General features: G+C 69.7%; 11 protein-coding genes. All 11 read left to right on the top strand.

Features of this window, described 5'->3' with window-relative positions:
* Positions 1-71 precede the first annotated feature (71 nt).
* On the top strand, positions 72-1445 hold the full coding sequence (eccD, locus tag SNE206_RS28415; protein ID WP_407916360.1) for a type VII secretion integral membrane protein EccD: 1374 nt from the start codon (positions 72-74) through the stop codon (positions 1443-1445).
* A 128-nt stretch (positions 1446-1573) separates the two neighbouring features.
* Positions 1574-3019 carry a type VII secretion protein EccB gene (gene eccB, locus SNE206_RS28410; RefSeq protein WP_407916359.1) on the top strand — a complete coding sequence of 482 codons (1446 nt, stop codon included), beginning with the start codon at positions 1574-1576 and terminating at the stop codon, positions 3017-3019.
* Between the two features lie 100 nt (positions 3020-3119).
* Positions 3120-3455 carry a hypothetical protein gene (locus SNE206_RS28405; RefSeq protein WP_407916358.1) on the top strand — a complete coding sequence of 112 codons (336 nt, stop codon included), beginning with the start codon at positions 3120-3122 and terminating at the stop codon, positions 3453-3455.
* Positions 3456-3484: 29 nt separating this feature from the next.
* On the top strand, positions 3485-3775 hold the full coding sequence (locus SNE206_RS28400; protein WP_407916357.1) for a hypothetical protein: 291 nt from the start codon (positions 3485-3487) through the stop codon (positions 3773-3775).
* A 37-nt stretch (positions 3776-3812) separates the two neighbouring features.
* Positions 3813-4310, top strand: coding sequence for a hypothetical protein (locus tag SNE206_RS28395; protein ID WP_407916356.1), 498 nt, complete (start codon positions 3813-3815; stop codon positions 4308-4310).
* Positions 4311-4394: 84 nt separating this feature from the next.
* Positions 4395-6584: a hypothetical protein gene (locus tag SNE206_RS28390; protein WP_407916355.1), complete on the top strand. Its 2190-nt coding sequence runs from the start codon at positions 4395-4397 to the stop codon at positions 6582-6584.
* A 71-nt stretch (positions 6585-6655) separates the two neighbouring features.
* Positions 6656-7096 carry a YbaB/EbfC family nucleoid-associated protein gene (locus SNE206_RS28385; RefSeq protein WP_407916354.1) on the top strand — a complete coding sequence of 147 codons (441 nt, stop codon included), beginning with the start codon at positions 6656-6658 and terminating at the stop codon, positions 7094-7096.
* On the top strand, positions 7089-7388 hold the full coding sequence (locus SNE206_RS28380) for a hypothetical protein (RefSeq protein WP_407916353.1): 300 nt from the start codon (positions 7089-7091) through the stop codon (positions 7386-7388). The genes SNE206_RS28385 and SNE206_RS28380 overlap by 8 nt, the downstream gene beginning before the upstream one ends.
* A gap of 72 nt (positions 7389-7460) precedes the next feature.
* Positions 7461-9902: a WD40 repeat domain-containing protein gene (locus SNE206_RS28375; protein ID WP_407916352.1), complete on the top strand. Its 2442-nt coding sequence runs from the start codon at positions 7461-7463 to the stop codon at positions 9900-9902.
* Between the two features lie 199 nt (positions 9903-10101).
* Entirely contained in the window at positions 10102-16737 is a 6636-nt protein-coding gene (locus SNE206_RS28370; protein WP_407916351.1) for a hypothetical protein, read from the top strand.
* Between the two features lie 181 nt (positions 16738-16918).
* The coding region (locus tag SNE206_RS28365; RefSeq protein ID WP_407916350.1) for a hypothetical protein at positions 16919-17198 on the top strand (280 nt) is incomplete at its 3' end.

The raw sequence follows: 17198 nt of genomic DNA, 5'->3' as shown, positions 1-17198 counted from the left end.
CTCTTCGCATGCCGGGGCACGTTCCCCCGGGAGATCGACAGTGAGCGATCCCTGGGGAAGGCGGGCGACGCGTGAGCAGTGCAGTGGCGGGGCTGTGCAGGCTGCGGTTCCAAGCGCCGGGGGTGGTCTTCGATCTGTCCGTGCCCTCCGACGTCGTTCTGGCGGACCTGCTTCCCGCCGTCGTCGGCTATGCGGGTGCCGATTTCGACGAGAAGGGTGTCGACCACGGCGGATGGATCCTGCAACGTCTCGGCGGCGAGCCGCTGGACGAGGAGCGCACTCCGGAAGCACTCGGCTTGCGCGACGGCGACGAACTCCACCTCCGGCCGCGACACGACGCCATTCCGCCGGTGCACTTCGACGACCTGGTGGACGGGGTCCGCACCGGGATGGACGAACACGGCGACGGCTGGCGCCCGGTCATGGCGCACCATCTCTCGCTCGGGCTGGCGCTGCTCGCCTTGGCCGGAGGTGTTGCACTGCTGGCCCTCCCGGGTCCGTACCAGCTGCGCAGTGCGGTGGCGGTGGCCATCGGTTGCCTGGTGCTGCTGGGTGCCACGAGTGCCTCCAGGGCGATGGGGGACGCCGGTGCCGCAAGTGCCCTGGGTGCCGCCGCCGTGCCGTACCTGGTACTCGCCGCCGTCCTCGTACCGCAGGGTGTTGACGGATTGGCCGGCCCCCGGCTGCTGGCAGCGGGCTCGGTCGGCGCGGGTGCGGCCGTGCTGGCGCTGGCTGCCGTGTCCTGCTCGGCACCGCTCTTCCTCGGCATCGTCGTCACGGGAGTGCTCACCGCTCTGGCGGGTGTGCTGACACTCTCCGGTGTTCCCGCGCAGCACACCGCGGCGGTGGTCGCCTCCGCGGCGGTGGTCTTTGGTGCATTCGTTCCGGCGATCTCCTTTCGGCTTTCGGGGCTCAGGCTTCCAGCTTTGCCGCGCAACTCCGACGAACTGCAGGACGACATCGAGCCGTTCCCGGCACAGAACGTCCTTGACCGCAGCGCAGTCGCCGACAGGTATCTGACGGGTTTCTTCGTCGCTCTCGGAGCGGTGTCCCTGGTCTGCCTGACCTTCCTGTCCGGCGGTTCCGGCTGGGGGATGCCGGTCACAGCGGCCGACCTGTCCGTGCTGCTGTTGCTGCACGGGCGGGCCATAGGGAGCCTCTGGCAGCGGCTGGCTGTTCTGGTTCCCGGCTTGTACGGCCTGACGCTGTTGGCCGGGCGGCTCGGGCTTCAGTCGACCTGGAACGGGCGGATGGCACTGCTGGCCGCGCTGCTGGGGCTGGCGATCGTGTTCTGCACGGTGTCCTGGACGGTCCCGGGGCGGCGGCTGCTGCCCTACTGGGGCCGGATGGCCGACCTGCTCCATACGCTGACCGCACTCGCTCTGATCCCCCTGGCGTTCCAGGCCACGGGCCTCTACCAGCGGATGCGCGGCATGTCCGGCTGAGGGGTAGATCCCGTGGAACCCCGCCGAGCGGCCCGAGCCGGCTCGGCGACGAGCCCGGCGGAGAACCTCCGCACCGTCCCGGCCCGCCGGGACGTCGACCGTTCAGCCGCACCGAGGAGACGGACCGGATGCAGTCGAGGCGCGACCAGGTCCAGGCACACCTGTTCGTGATGAGCAGGCTGGCCTCAGGGATGCTCCGCGACGAACCGGACGCACCCGACACGCCGATCGGACGGACCTCCAGGGGCATGATGGGCGGACTGGCGATCGCCGCCCTGATCTCCCTCGTGGTCGCGATCTACGGCATGGTGGTACCGGGCGGGGCCACCAGCTGGCAGAAACCGGGAACTCTGGTCGTCGTCAAGGAGAGCGGTGCCCGCTACCTGTCCGTGGGCGGGGTCCTGCACCCTGTTCTGAACGAGGCGAGTGCCCGTCTGCTGGCGGGTGACCAGTTGACAGTGGAGCAGGTCAGCGTCAAGTCCCTGGAAGAGGCGCCGCGCGGTGCGCCGATCGGCATCGTGGGAGCCCCCGACGGTCTGCCCGAGGCGTCCCGGCTCGGCAAGGCCCCCTGGCTCGTCTGCGCGATCCAGCAGACGGACCTGCCCGGCCGGCCGTCCCGCCTGGCGCTGATGATGGGGCCGCGGCAGGAGGGACGGGCGCTGACGGACGACCAGAGTGTCCTGGTCGCCACGCCGGACGGCACCGAGTACCTCCTGTGGCGTGGGAGGCGGCTGCGTCTGGACGATGCGACCGGACGGGCGCTCGGCTACGGCGCCGTCGTCCCGTTCCCGGTGAGCGAGGCTTTCCCCAATACGCTGCCCGCCGGCCCCGACCTGGCGTCGCCCCCTGTCGACCGGCGAGGATCTGCGGGTCCGTCCCTGGCCGGCCTGCCGACCCGGGTCGGCCAGCTGTTCGCCGGCCCGGCGGGTGAGCACTACGTGCTTGCCGCGGACGGTCTGGTCCCGCTCACCGCGACCATGTTTGAACTTTTGCGTGGTGACCGCCGTACCCAGCAGGACGCCTACGGCGGCTCGGCCGTGACGCCCGTGCTGATAGGGCCTGCCGACCTTGCCGACCACTCCGTGTCGGCCGCCGTGGCGGCCCGGTGGTCCGACGGAGGACTGCCGTCCACGCCGCCGTCCGTGCAGAGCGTCGTCCGGACGCAAGCGGTCTGTACGGACCTGCGCCTGAGCGCCACGGAACCCGTGATCGGTGTGCGGATCGCGGATGCCGCGGCTGTGACGGGCCAGTCGCCGGCCGTCCAGCCGGGTGTGCTTGCGGCTTGTGCCGGCGCCGACCTGGTGGCCGTACGGCCTGGCAGCGGGGCGCTGGTACGCGCGTTGCCGGGCGGCGGGGCGGGCTCCACGCTCTACCTGGTGACCGACGCCGGGGTGCGCTACCCGCTCGCTTCGGCCGCCGCCGCCAAGCAGCTCGGCTACGGCGCCGCGGCCGTGCAGTCGGTGCCCGACCTGCTCCTCGGACTCCTGCCCACCGGACCGAGCTTGGATCCGGACCTTCTGTCCGGGGGAGGGGTGGTCGGGCCTCCGCCCACCACACGGCCCTGTGCAGGGTGAACCGTGGACCGAGCCCACCCCGTTCACCATGCCGGGCTACCTGTACTCCCCGACCAACCACCTATGCCACATGGCAAGTTGATCCCAGGAAGGAAAGCCGGTGTCCACTCCCCTACAGACAACCGACGATGCCGTCGACCGAGTTCGGCGGGCGCTCGAAGAGCAGTTCCAGTCCATGGCCTCCGCGGACCAGGCGATCAGGCAGATCCGGAACGAGGTCCTCTACGGCTTCCGGGCCTACGCCGGCACCACCTTCACGACGAAGCTGCAGGACTGGACCACCCGGTACGAGGAGGTCCAGAGGGCGTACCGCGAGTTCCACGACCGGCTGGGCCAGGGCCACGCGCTCATCAACCGCAGGCACGACGAGGCTGTTCAACTCGCCGCGGCCTTCAACCCGGGAAGCGAAGTCGCCATCGCCCTGAGCGGCCAGTAACCCCTGATCTCCGAGAGGAACGAACGACCATGGCAGACATCGAACTCCACCACACCACCGTGGAGCAGGCGGCCGCCGACCTGGTGTACAACGGCCGACGGATGCAGAACAGCCTGGAGGAGTGCCACCAGATCCTCGACCAGTCGAACGCCTACCTGCAGGGCGAGCTCGCCACGGCGGCCAACAACTTCCAGCTGGTGCTGCGGAACAACAGCGTGCAGATGAACGACGACATCGTCCAGGCCGCCAACGTCCTCACCCAGATGCACGACATCCTGCGCTCCGCGGACGTGTCGGCCGCGGCCAGCTTCGGCGCCTGACCGGCGTCAGCCGGCCCAGGAAAGGAGGTGAAGGGGCATGGCCGAGAAGACGGACCTCAAGACCGACACGACCAAGAAGGCATCGGACAAGGACAGCAGCAACGATCTCAAGGTCACCGACGAGTACCTCCGCGGCTTCGCCGCGGACCGGATCAAGAAGTTCCTCGACGCCCTGAAGGCGGATCCGTCGATCACGGCACTGACCGGGTTCGCCCACCAGGTCGGCGGCGGTGTGACGCCGGGGAGCTACTCGGCTCTGCTGCCCGGCGGAGGCCCGCTCGGCAGCGCCAAGGGCCTGCAATCCGCGTTCAAGACGTTCTGCCTTCAGCTGGAGTCCCAGCTCAAGGCCTTCGAGTCCCAGATGAGCCGCATGGCCATCGATCTGCAGATGGCCCAGTCCAAGCTGCAGAACGGCGCTGACGAGGCACTGACGTCCGCCCAGATGATGTGGCTGCTCAACGACGTGATGCAGACACTCGGAGGTGGTCCGACCACGACCACCTCGACCACCAACACCACGACGCTCACCAGCTAGGCCGCGCAAGCCCTGCGTGGGCCGAGCCGGGGCACGGCAGCCCGGCCCACGCGACCCAGCGACAGAACCGGGAGATCGCCTGCCATGGACGGGGACTGGGAGAAGGCGCTGGCGGTGTTCGCCTCCAGCACACAGACATCCATCACCAACCGCCACGAATTCGGTGACGACGGCAAGGCGTCCTGGTTCAGCAACTGGAAGGCCCAGCAGTCCAACAGCTTCACGGAGAGCGTGCCGTTCGACGTCTGGTGGTCCTACAACTACGTCCACAGCAACGGCCGGCCCTACAGCTACGTGCTGGGCGTCAACCTCGACTGGGGCCTGATGGCGGGTGCGGACACCCTGCTGGGCAAGCTCGTGCGCGAGCCGCGGGCCATCATGGAACCGCTGGTGTGGGCACCCAACCAGAACGACCGGGTCAGCGTGTGGAGCTTCGACGCGGCCGCCACCATGCTCCACGGCGTCGGCAACTTCCTCCAGGCCTGGCTTCCCATGGTCAGGGAGTGGGCCGGGTCGATCGATGCGCCCGGCAGCGACTGGCAGGGCAGCGCGGCAAGCGGGTTCAAGGCAGTCCTCAACGCGTTCGCCAGCGAGCTGGAGAACGTCAACTTCCAGCTGAACGACCACAAATACGCGCACGCGATCGAGGACAGCCGGAGCGCGCTGAGCGGCGCGGCCATCAAGATGATCAACGGCTACGGCGCATGGATGGGGGACCGGCTGGTCTGGCCGGTCAACGCCGTCCACGACGCGTTCATGGAGGCCATGAAGAGTTGCACCGTGACGGTCCAGGAGACCATCACGGGTGACACTGTGGTGACCACGGAACCTGTCCTCACCATCTCCAGTCCGGTATGGGGCTCGCCGACCACCCAGGAGTTCTGGGACAAGATCCAATCCGATGCGAAGAAGCGCTGGCGCCAGCATGTCTCGGACACCCTGGACACGTACGCCGCCCAGGCCCTCGCCGACATGGACGTCTCCTACCAGCAGAGCATCACGACCCTCGGCTCCGGAATCATCGCGCAGACGCTCCAGCTCCCACCGGCCAAGCAGGACACCTCTACCTCGACGAACCCGCTGGACCAGCTGGACAAGAACCTCGCCGACATGAACAAGAACATGAACGATTCGATGACCTCCATAGGCACCGGCATGGGCGACGCGTTCAAGCAGATGTCCACCGGCATGGGCGAAGGCTTCAAGAACATGGGCACGGGCCTCACCGGGATGTCCACCGGCATGGGTGACGCGTTCAAGCAGATGTCCACCGGCATGGGCACAGGCTTCACCGGGATGTCCACCGGCATGGGTGACGCGTTCAAGCAGATGTCCACCGGCATGGGCACAGGCTTCGAGAGCCTCGGCCTGGGCGCCGGCACCGGCACCGGCAACGGGGTGGTCGACAAGAACGGCAACCCCGTATTCGGCAGCGACGGCAAGCAGGTGGTCGTGCCGGCCGGCGGCTACATCGGCGACGGGGGACAAATCTACGACTCCACCGGCAAGCCGGTCACCGACAAGAACGGTAACCCGGTCAAGGCGCCCGCAGGCTCCACGGTCAGCGGATCGACCTCGAGTCCCCTGGGCGGCAACGCCAAGGTCCCGGTGGGCTCGAAGGTCAATTCCGACGGCACGGTCGTCGACCAGAACGGCAAGACGGTCACGGACGCCAACGGCAACAAGGTCGTGCTCGGCAAGGGTTACACCGTTGCGGCCGACGGCACGGTGCTCGACTCCCAGGGCCGGCCCGTCTCGCAGCAGACCCAGCTGATCAACGACGAGTTCGCGCCGACCAACCGTTCCAGCTCGTCGTCCTCCGACCCGCTGATGACACCGAGCTTCAAATACGCCACCGGCACGGGAACGGGAAGCGGCGACTCCGACCCCTACGTGATCGGCAGCTCGACCGCCGGCACCGGCCTCGGCGGTGGCCTGGGCCTTGGTGCCAACCAGTTCTCCGCCCGCACCGGTATGAGCTCCAAGGCGGTGGCGAACGGAGGCGACCCGCTCACCGCCAACGCCGCAGCGGCCGAGCAGGAAGCGGCCAGGAAGGCGATGGCCGCCCAGGAGGCCAAGGTGGCGGAGCAGGCCCAGGTCATGGGCCGCACACAGGCCACGAGCAGCGGCATGCCCATGGTGCCTCCGATGGGTGGCGGCGGTGGCGCAGGCGGTCCCGGCGAGAAGGACCGACAGCGCACCACCTGGCTGGCGGAGGACGAAGAAGTCTGGGGGACCGAGAGCAGCGCTGTGAGCGGCGTCATCGGCCGCTGAGAACGACCACGCAGTGCGCACCGCAACCACCGGAAGCGACCCGCACGCCACCGATACCCGAGAGGTGACACATGAGCAGCCCATTCACCGAGCACCTTGAGCAGGCGATGGCCGCGATGGCCGAGCAGCGGACCAAGATGGAGGAAGCCCGCAGGGAACTCGAGAAGGCCACAGCCTCCGCCACGTCCAAGGACCGACTGATCACCGCCAAGGTCGGACCGCAGGGCCAGGTCGTCTCGCTGACCTTCCACAACACCGGCTACCGCGAGATGGCGCCCGTGCAGCTCGGTGCCCTGCTCACGGACGTGCTCAACGAGGCAAGGGCGAGCATGGGCGAGAAGGTCATCGCGTCCATGAAGTCCTTCCAGGGCCTCGGTGACATCCTCCGTGACTCCATGACCGGTGGTACCGACCTCGACGAACTGCTGGCGCCGCTGCGTGCGATGAAACCCGACTTCGATGCCGAAGAGGCGAAGAAGGACAGCGCGAAGCAGGAGGAGTTCAATGGCTGACATGCTCCGGTCCAGTCAGGACCTGGCGAAGGCCTTCACCAAGTTCGAGGACCTCTCCAAACTTTTCGAGAAGATCGAGAACGAGGTCCGGTTCATCAACGAAAACAACAAGACCTGCGTGGGCGACGACGAGATCGGCCGGAACTACCACAAGCAGGTCGACAGGCCCACGAAGAACCTGAGCGAGCTGCTCACCGCCATGGACACGTTCATTCTCTCGGCGGGATTCCGCGGTAAGCAGACCCAGCAGGTCATGGACGCTGCCGACCAGAACGCGGCCGACGTCGCATAGAGCCACCGCGCCCGGCGGGGGCACCGCGCCAGGAGTCCGTTCGGGCGCGCGGACAGCAAGAGGAGCAAAGGCGTGACGGAGACCAGCAACGAGCGCGGAAGCGCAGCCGACCGGTCGCAAGAACCCCCCGGCGGCGGCCTGCCCGAGGAAGCCGTGCCGGTCCGGGTGACCTCCACCGAAACCGAGGCCGGCGACTTGTCCGGCGACACGGAAGAGCCCCTTCGCGGCGTCCTGGTCGCGGCAGAGCCGGATGGCACCGCCATCCGGGCGGCCGGTCCGCCGGGCGAAGCGGAGATCCTCTACCGCGTGGGCAGCGAGTTCTCCCCCGTCAGCCCCTTCGGCCGCATCGAACTCACTCTCGGCCCGGACGGAGGCGCACGGCTGGAGCAGCACCGGCCGGCGGACACCCGCGCCTGGACCGCACAGCTGGACTCCACGGTCTGGCAGCGGCTGGTCGCGTCCCTCGAACGCGCAGGCTTCCCCGATATCGAGGTTCCGCCGGTTCCCCCGGGCGGCGCCCCGCGCACGCTCACGGCCACCGCACTCCCGCAGGAGGGCGAGCTCGTCCTCGGCTGGGATCCCGTCGGCGAGGACATCGACAATGCGCTCCGCACTCTCGACGCGCTGGTCCGCCAGGTCAGCGCGGGCGCGGTACGGGCCACCCTGAACGGACTGCCGCCGCTGGCCCACACCGTCCTCCGCGAGCTTCCCGACGAACTCGCAGAACCCGCCGGTTCCGGCTCCGCAACCTTCGGCGTCCTCCAGGAGCGCGATGTGCTCCTGCTGACCGGCACCCGCGGCGAGGTGGACCTGCTCGCCGCGGACGGCGGCGACCTGCTCGGCCACACCACGGCCGGCGAGGAACCGCTGCGGGCGGTCGCCCTCGGCCAGGCCGAGGGACGCCAGCTGATCGCCGTCGGCGGGGACTCCCGTGCCATCACCGTACTGAACGCGGACAACGCCCAGGTGCTCCACCACCGCGCCGGCCACACCGGGCCGGTACACGCGCTCACCGCCGCGCACAGCCTGGGCCGCGATATCTTCTTCAGCGCCGGCACCGACCCCGAAGTCCGGGCCTGGGACACCGGCGACGCCGTGCCGCTGGGCATCCTCACCACCTCCCGAGCAGGCGCAACCGCCCTGTGGGCGGGCGCGGCAGCAGGGCGCGACCTGCTCGCCTGCGCCACCGGGACCGGCACGGTGCACGTCTGGCAGGTGGCCGACGGCAGCGAGGAACGGACACTGAACGGCCACCACGGGCCCGTCCGGGTACTGGCCGGCCACGAGAACGAGGCCCGCACCCTGCTCGCCTCGGCCGGCGCGGACACCGACATCCGGATCTGGGATCTGGAGACCGGCGAGGCACAGGCCACCCTTGCCGGCCACACCGGAACCGTCACCGGCCTCGCCTGGGCCGCAGCATCCGACACGCCCGTCCTCGTCTCCTGCGGCTTCGACGGCACTGTCCGGGTCTGGGATCCGAACCGCAGCGAGATGCTGCGCAGCTGGTCCGCCGAGGACGACTGGGTGTGCGCCCTCGCGGTGGTGGCGGACGGCCGACAGGTGGTCACCTCCGGTCCCGACGGCGGGATCCGGCTGTGGGACACCGCCACAGGCGAGGCCGTGCCGTCTCCCGGAGAACTGGGCGGCGCAGCCGCACGCCTTCTTGCCTCGGCCACCGTCGCAGGCGAGGCCCTCCTCGTCGCCGCGCAGGAGGATGCCGTCACGGCCTGGGACGTCGCGAGCGGCGAGATCCGCCATCGGTTCGGCACCGACGGTGAGGACGTCACGGCGCTGTCCTTCGGCACGGTCGACGGCGACCCGGTGCTCCTGTGCGGCACCGAACAGGGGACCGTCCGCGTGTACGACGCGGCAGATGGCACGCTTCTTCAGATCCCCACCCCCCACACCGGTCAGGTCCTCGCCCTCGCCTTCGCGGAGGTCGACGGCATCGACATCCTGCTCTCAGGCAGTTCGGACCGAACGGTCCGGCTGTGGCACGCGGAGACCGGCACACCGCTCCAGCTCCTGGCCGGCCATCGCGACGGCGTCACCGCTGTCGCGGTCGGCGCCGTCGACGACCGTACCGTCGTCGCTTCGGGCGGCTACGACCGGACGGTGCGCACGTGGGACGCCGCCACCGGCCGTCCGCTTCTGGAGATCCACGGTCACCGCGCCCCCGTCTACGCCGTGCAGTTCGGCACCCTGGACGGGCGGCCGGCAATCGCCTCCGCCGACGGCGACGGCGAGGTCATGGTGCTCGACGCCGCGACGGGGCAGACGCTGGTGACTGCGGCCGCGGACGGCGTGCCCGCCCGGGTGGTCGAGTTCGGGGAGTTCCTCGGTCGGGAAGTCCTCGCAGTCGGCCACGAGGACGGCACCCTGCAGCTGTGGACCCTTCCCGAAGGCGACCTGCTCGGCAAGCGCACGTTCGCGGGCGCGGTCACGGCCATTGCCTTCGACGGCCTCGGCACGCTGCGGGTAGGGACCGAGAACGGGCCGGTCGTCGTCTGACGCGCACCGGATGAATGTGTGTGGACAGTCGGCGGACGGATTGCGTCCGCCGACTTTTCGTCGGTCGGTCCTGGTTCCCGGAACATATCGGAAGGATCTGCCCCGGCACTGTTTATTAACCACCGATTGCACTGGAATTCCATCTCCTCCGCCATGCTGGTCCGGACCGTGACCGCCCGGGCCGGAGGTTTCCGACGCCATGTCCCACACGTCGATCGAGGTGACGGGCGACATGGCAGGCTTCTTCTCCAAGGTGACCGGCACCGACTGGCCACAGGCCCGCGAGGGGCTGCTGCGCGACGTGCGGGACGACTACGAGGCGCTGGCCCGGGACCTCCCCGTCCTGCGTGGCTACATCGTCGAACTGGTCGCGCTCTGCCGCACACAGTTCGAAGGCGAAGCGGCGGACGCATTCGTCGACCGGATGCGGTCCTTCATCGGCGTCGGCGGCGGGGACGACTGTGTGTCGCTCGCCACCGAAACCGCACGGCAACTCGCGCTGTGCGCAGGCGACGTCGCGAATTCGGTGGAGTACACGAAATGGATGGCCATTGCGCAACTCGTGCAGTTGCTGGCCGAGGTCGCACTGTCGGTCCTCTGGGCGCCGTTCACCTTCGGCACGTCACTCCTCAATCTCTCGTGGCACTACGCCCTGGTGCGGCAGGTGCTGATCGCGCTGCTGAAATACCTGCTGCGAACGATCGCGCTGCACACCTTCGCCGGCGTGGCCGGCGGCCTGGCACTCGACGGCCTCACACAGGCGATCCAGTTCGCGCATCACGACCGGCACACCTGGGACACGGCGGCCACCGCACAGGCGGCAGGCTCCGGCGCCATCGGCGGACTGCTCGCCGGTCCGCTGGACCTGCTGGGCACGGGCCTGGGCAAGCTGGTCGGCTCGGCGATCGGACGCAGCGCAGGCTCCGTGGCCGGCCACCGGCTGGCGGAAGGGCTGCTGGCGGCAGCGGACAGCGCGGCCGAAGAAGCCGTCGCCGCCGGAGCCCGGGCTCCCGCAGCGGCGGCCTCCCGCGGGCTCGCGCGGGACCTCGGGAGGCTCATGGACGCCACTTCGCCGTGGCTTGCCCAAGGATCCTCCGGCTTCGCGAAGAGCTCCGTCGCCGACGGTTTCACGTCCGCCACGGCCAAGGCTTTCGAAAGGAACCTCGCCGGCGTTCTCGGCACCCACGCAGCCCGTACGCTCGGCGGTGAGTTCGGCGAAGCCTTCACCCGCCACTGGGGGCAGGCGGGCGCCGACCACGGTGTGCTGAGCGGCATATTGCGCGACGTTCTGAGCAAGGCCGCTCCGTCCCCGGGAGGCCTCGACGCCCTGGCACGGCTCGTCCCCGGGCTGGCCGACCACATGCCGCACGGAAACCTGCCGTTCCACCTGGGCTTCGCACTCGGAGAACAGCTCGAGGGAGGCCTTCACAATGCGCTGACCGAGGGCTTCTCCACGATGGCGTTCTCGGAGGATCACCACTTCTCGGTGTCCGGAACGAGTTTCGTGTCCGGCCTCGCCACGAGCCTCCTCAGCCGAGCCCTGCACCACGCGGCGTCGCCGTTCCTGACCCGGTACGCCACATGGGTGCAGAACCTCCAGCACGCACCGGTCGAGCCCGGGCACAACGCCTACTTCGGGCCGCTCCACCCACTCACGGTGCTGTCCGTACTGAGCAACATCTCCGGAAACCCGGCACCCTTCCCCGTGCCCCGCCTGGGGCTCCGCCCGGACGACCACCCAGGGCAACCGCACACCGTCTCCGCCCCGGTCACACCCGCCAGGGCCCTCGCGGAGCTCCACCAGCCCGAGCCGGCGATCCCTCATCCCGTCCGTACCCAGGAACCGTACGGCGTGCCCTCACCGCATGACACCGCGTCGTCGCCGGCCGCACAGCCCCGCACCGCATCCACGGCCCCGACCGAGGACCCCGCCTTCACCGCACCAGGCAGGTCGGACGACCCGCAGGTACGCCATCCCCCGGCCCGGGTGACCGACCTGAAGCGGATCGGCGCATCCGACCTGCTGGTCGGCCTGCACACCGATGACACAGCCGTGGTCCGGGATCTCACCCGGCTGTTCCACGACGCCCTGCCCGGCGACCTTCCGGCGGCCAGATCCATCGTGCAGAGCTTCTTCGACCCGGCCACCCTGCGCCCCAAACTGTCGGCGCTCTCCCGCGGCGACATCTGGGAGGCTCCCTTCGACCTCGGCGCATGGTCGGGTCGGGTGTCCGTCCGCGCGGACGTAGAGGATCTCACGTTCGCGAGCGTCGCCGAGAAGGTCGAATTCGACAACGGATCAGAACGCGAGGCTCTTGTCGGTCATCAGGACGACACTGCGCGACGCCTCACCACCGGCGTCCAGGGACGGCTCAAAGCCGGCCGGTTCGACCTGACCGAAGCAGTGTCCTACCAGCACGACCAGGTGCAGGGAAGCCTCCGCTCGGACGCCGGCCGGACAATCGCCCGCGGGAAGACCGTCGAACCCGGGGCCCTCTTCACCGGGCGGCTGCGGCTCACGCTCGACTTCGCGGACCTCACCCTCCACGGCAAAGCCTTCACACTCCCGGACGGCAGCCGCACCAAGCACCTGGACATCGGCGCGACCATGGGGTTCCCACTGCGGGACACCCTCGACCCGCAGGGCAGCCGTCCTCCGGTCGGCCCCCGGTTCGCACCCCCGCAGCGGATCGTCGACGGACTCCGCCTCGGCGGATCGGACATCGTGCTCGACGTCTCGGCCGCCCGCCGCACGCCGTCCGGCACCGTACCGCCGATGGTCGAGGTCCTCACCGGCGTCGAGGCGACCGGGAGCGAAGTTCTGGGCGACCTGTGGCCGCAGCTGCGCGAACGACTGCATACCGAACTCGACCTGGGCCGGCTCCAGCAGGACCTGAAAAGCATGATGGCCGGCGAGTACACGCGGGTCGAGGTCTTCAGCGGCGACGGTCTCGCCAGAGGCTCCGTGGAGATCACCGCGACCGTCCGCGCCATGTGGCAGACCGGTACCACCGCACAGACCGAGTTCAACGTGGGCACGGGCGTCCACCGCACCGACTCCCGTCAGGACACCGCCGGCCACGGCGTTCAGTTTCCCCTCCCCGGCCTGCTCGGCGGCAGCGCGAACGCCGCAAGCAGCGGAGCGGCCGGCGGCGGCGTCCAACTCATCCGGGACCGGGTGCGGATCGCCGGAACCGCCCACGAACTCACCCTCACCACCAAGACCAAGGCGCCGGGCGTGGTTTACGACGGGCGCAGCGCACTGCAGCTGGTGTTCACCAGGACCGGGCCCCTCGGCACCGAGCGGGGCACCGCGACGGCCGAGGTGGAGTTCCGGGCGCTCGTCGAGCAGTCCGAGGCCCGCCCCGTCGGGGACACCCCCTACGGCGAACAGTCAGGGCAGGCCGGTTCCCGACCGTCCGACGATCCGACGCTGTTCGTGGCCACCGACCGTCCGCAACCTGCGACCCGGCGGACGTGGGAGCCCGGCACCGAGATCCACAGCCCGCCGGACCGGGTCTGGACCACCGGCCCCGGCGGAGGTCTCCCAGACACCACCACCCTGCGTGACCTGGCCGACGTCGCCCTGGTGCACCAAAGGCTGGAGAACGAGGGCCGTCGGGTGCTCGGCACCGCCTGGGACGGAGTCAAGGACCAGCTCCACCACGTCTTCAGCCACTCCGTTCTGGCCTCCCGGATCACCGCCATGACCCGAGGACTCCCTCTGGAGACACCGGAACTGGCGACCCGAGGCCCCCTGATGCACCGGATCAAGATCACCGGTACCGCCCGTGTCGTCGACATGGAGTACAAGCGGTACGAGCCGAAGGCCGAACTCCACACCGTCGACGAGATCGTCACCTTCACCGCAGACCGCCACCTGCTCTCCACCGCCCGAACCGGGCAGATCCAGGGCAACGGATCCGCCACCCCAGCCACGCAGACCGGCATCGACATCGGAGGCTCGTCCGGCCACCAGGTCCGCGACCGCGGCGGCTGGCGGGACGGCACCAGCGGGAAGGTCTACGCCAACGGCAAATACGCCAGACCGCAGGCACTGTTCACCTCGACCGTGGAACTCGACCTGCGCCTCACCACCGACGGCACGGAACACCGCCTCCGCGTCCCGGTGAGCGCCGAATTCAGCATCGACGCCAAGGACACCGGTCGCTACCGCGTCGGCGCCGACGGGCTCGGCGTCTTCGACGGGCCCGGCACCGGCCGGCCGCAGCACCATCAGCCGCCCGCTCAACCGCACGACCCGCCCACCCGCATCACCACCCGCGGTGCCATGAGCGCCTCGGATGTCGTCCACAGCCTCGGCACCGGCGACGCCGCAGTCCACGAGGCGGTCAGAGCCGCCCTGCGCCGCCACTTCGGTGCCGTCCCCGACGATGTGCTGATGCGGCTCGGAGAACGCCTCGACCCGTTCGCACTGAAGGCACAGCTGTCGGCCCTGAGCCGGGGCGGAGAGATCCGCGAGGACATCTCCGTCCACGGATGGACCGGCACGGTGGAAGTTCGGGCGACCCTGAGGAACTTCCGGCACACCGACACCATGGACACCTTCGAGTTCGAACACGGCAGCCAACTGCGCACGGCCGCGGGCTTCGGCAAGGACGAGCGCATCCGCACCACGTTCTCACTCCCCTTCAAGATCAAACTTCCGCACCTCGACCTGGGCGTCACCGTCACCCACCGCATCGACCGGGTCAAGGGCCTCGCCGTGGACACCTCCGGCGGAACCGTCAGCAAGGGCAAAACGGTCGAACCCGCCGGACTCTTCACCGGTACGGCCCGGTTCACCGTCCACCTCGAACTGTCCGGGCCGGGCCGGGCAGTGCACCAGGCCGACCTCGTCGTCCCGGTCGAGGCGACCATCGCCGTGCCGCTGCGCGACGCACCGAAACACGACACCGCACCGCACCGCACCCGCCTCGCGGGCCCCCCGGAGCAGCCGCCGCCCGCCGCCCCGACCCGGATCGAGCGAACCCGGCGCCTCGGCTCCTCCGACATCGTCACCGACGTCCACCCGCTGACACACGGACACACTGCGGCCGACGACACCCCGATGTCGGCCACCCTCCGCGCAGCCGACGCCGTCGGCCGACGGACCCTGGGCCCGGACTGGGCCGGCATCAGACAGAAACTCCTCGCCGAACTCGACCTCACCCGGCTCCAACCCCAGCTCAAACCGATGATGGCCGGCCACGAGATCGTGGTCCGGCACGGCCGGAGCACCGTCCGGGTCTCCGCCTCCGTCGCGCGCCTGCATTACGTCGGCGACACCGGCCAAACCGAGTTCAACACCGGTACCCGGACACAACGCTCCTTCGCCACCTCCGACGGCGTCAGCACCTACGGAAAGGGCCACGGCAGCAGCATCACCGTCTCCGTCGCAGGAACCTCGGACGTGCTGCCGACCGGAGTCTCCCTCACCGCCGGCGGCTCGGTCACCCACAGCCGGGGACACGACCTGATGGAGGTCCAGGCAGGCCGCACCACCGCAGGAACGGCAACCAAGGCGAAAACGCCCGGTGCCGCCTACACCGGCGAAGCCACCCTCATCCTCCGCATGGAGCGCAGACCCCTCCTCACCCTGGGAGACCGCCACCGAGCCGTTCCCGGACCCCGCACCGACCGCGTCACCCACCAGGCCACCACCGACCGGATCAGAGCGCTCGGCGACACGGCCTGGCGGTCGTTCCTGCACACCGGCACGGTCACCCGGGCGATCGCCACCGCCGGAATCGGCTTCGACGCGACCGTGGAGGCGTCCGAGACCGGACCCGGCACCACCACCCACCCCCAGCCGGCTGCGCCCCACCTCGGACCGGTGAACGGCAGCCCACCGCCCGCACCGCCCCACGACGCCATCGTCAGGATGCCGCCCGCCCGCGTCTGGAACGAGGGACTGCGAGACGTCGACGTCCTGCGGTGGCTCGGCGACTCCTCCGGCATTCAGGACCTCCTGCGCCGGCACGGGCCGGACTTCTTCGGCCGCCGCACCTGGACGCGGCTGGAGAGCGTGGCCCGCAGCACGACCAGCCACAGTCAACTGGCAAGCCGATTCACCTCGGCAACACGGGGTGAGGACCTTGCCACCCCGGACCCCGGCCGCCGGTTGCTGGTGGCGAACTGCAGCATCGAAACGAGCCTGCGGATCGTCCAACTGGAATACGACCGCACCGACGGCAAGGTCGAGCTCAGCCCGACCAACGAGACGTCCGTCTCGTCCGCCCGCACCCGGCTGGACTGGAGCCTCTGGGGAGGCCAAGCCCAGCTCGGTCTCAAGGCCGGACTCGACGGCCAGACCGAGGCCACCCTCCAAGCGTCGGCGGGCGGCCAGCACCGAGTGCGCCAAGGCACCGTGCACGGCAACGCCGGCCGCGTGGTCTCCAACGCCAAGCTCGCGACACCAATGGCCCGCTTCAACGGTTTTGCCGAGGTGACTCTGACCTTCGTCAAGGGGGAGCAACGGCTCGTCGAGAGCGGCATCATCCCGGTCACCGTCGACATCCCCGAGCGTGAGACCGGGCAAGCGGGCGTACCCGCCGGCCACTACCTGGCCTTCGGCCCGGACGACCCCCTGGGGCGCCCGATCGCGCTCGACCGGAGCAAGCCCAACCAGACACCCGAGACCGGCGATGAACCTGAAGCCGGCCCCGCCCGGCCCCTGCCTGCCGGCCCCCGGTCCGATCACATCGAACGAGAGCTCGCGGGCCACCAGGCCCCCGCGCGTCCGACGCACGCGTCCGAGCAGTCTCCGGAGGACGAACTCGCGGCTCTCGTAGCCGAAGTGCTCACCGCGGCCAGCCCGTCGCACACGCCCTGAGCGCACATCGGCGCAGGCCGCACAGGCGTGCCGATCGGAGTAAGTGAACGGTTCCCGAGCAGCGATCCGTACCTCTGACCAGTACGTGCAGCAGAACGATTCACGGGAACCGGCACATCTGGGCCGCGACGCCGAGCCGTTTTGCCCGTCGGCCTGTTGTCGTCTTCGTGGGAGTTGTGTGATGTCGCATTCGTCGATCGAGATCGGTGATGATTTTGCGGCGTTTTTCTCGAAGGTGACGGGGATGGAGTGGCCGCGGGCGCGTGAGGGGGTGTTGCGGGATGTGCGGGACGACTACGAGGCGTTGGCGGCGGACATGCCGGTGCTGCGTGGGTTGATCGTGGAGCTGGTGTCGTTGTGTCTGACGCAGTTCGAGGGTGAGGCGGCGGATGCGTTCGTTGCGCGGATGCGGGAGTTCATCGGGGCTGCGGGGGGTGACGACTATGTGACGCAGACGGCGG

This window comes from Kitasatospora sp. NE20-6, from assembly GCF_045862635.1.
Note: the sequence above shows the minus strand (reverse complement) of the source record. Positions and strands in the feature narration are given on the sequence as shown.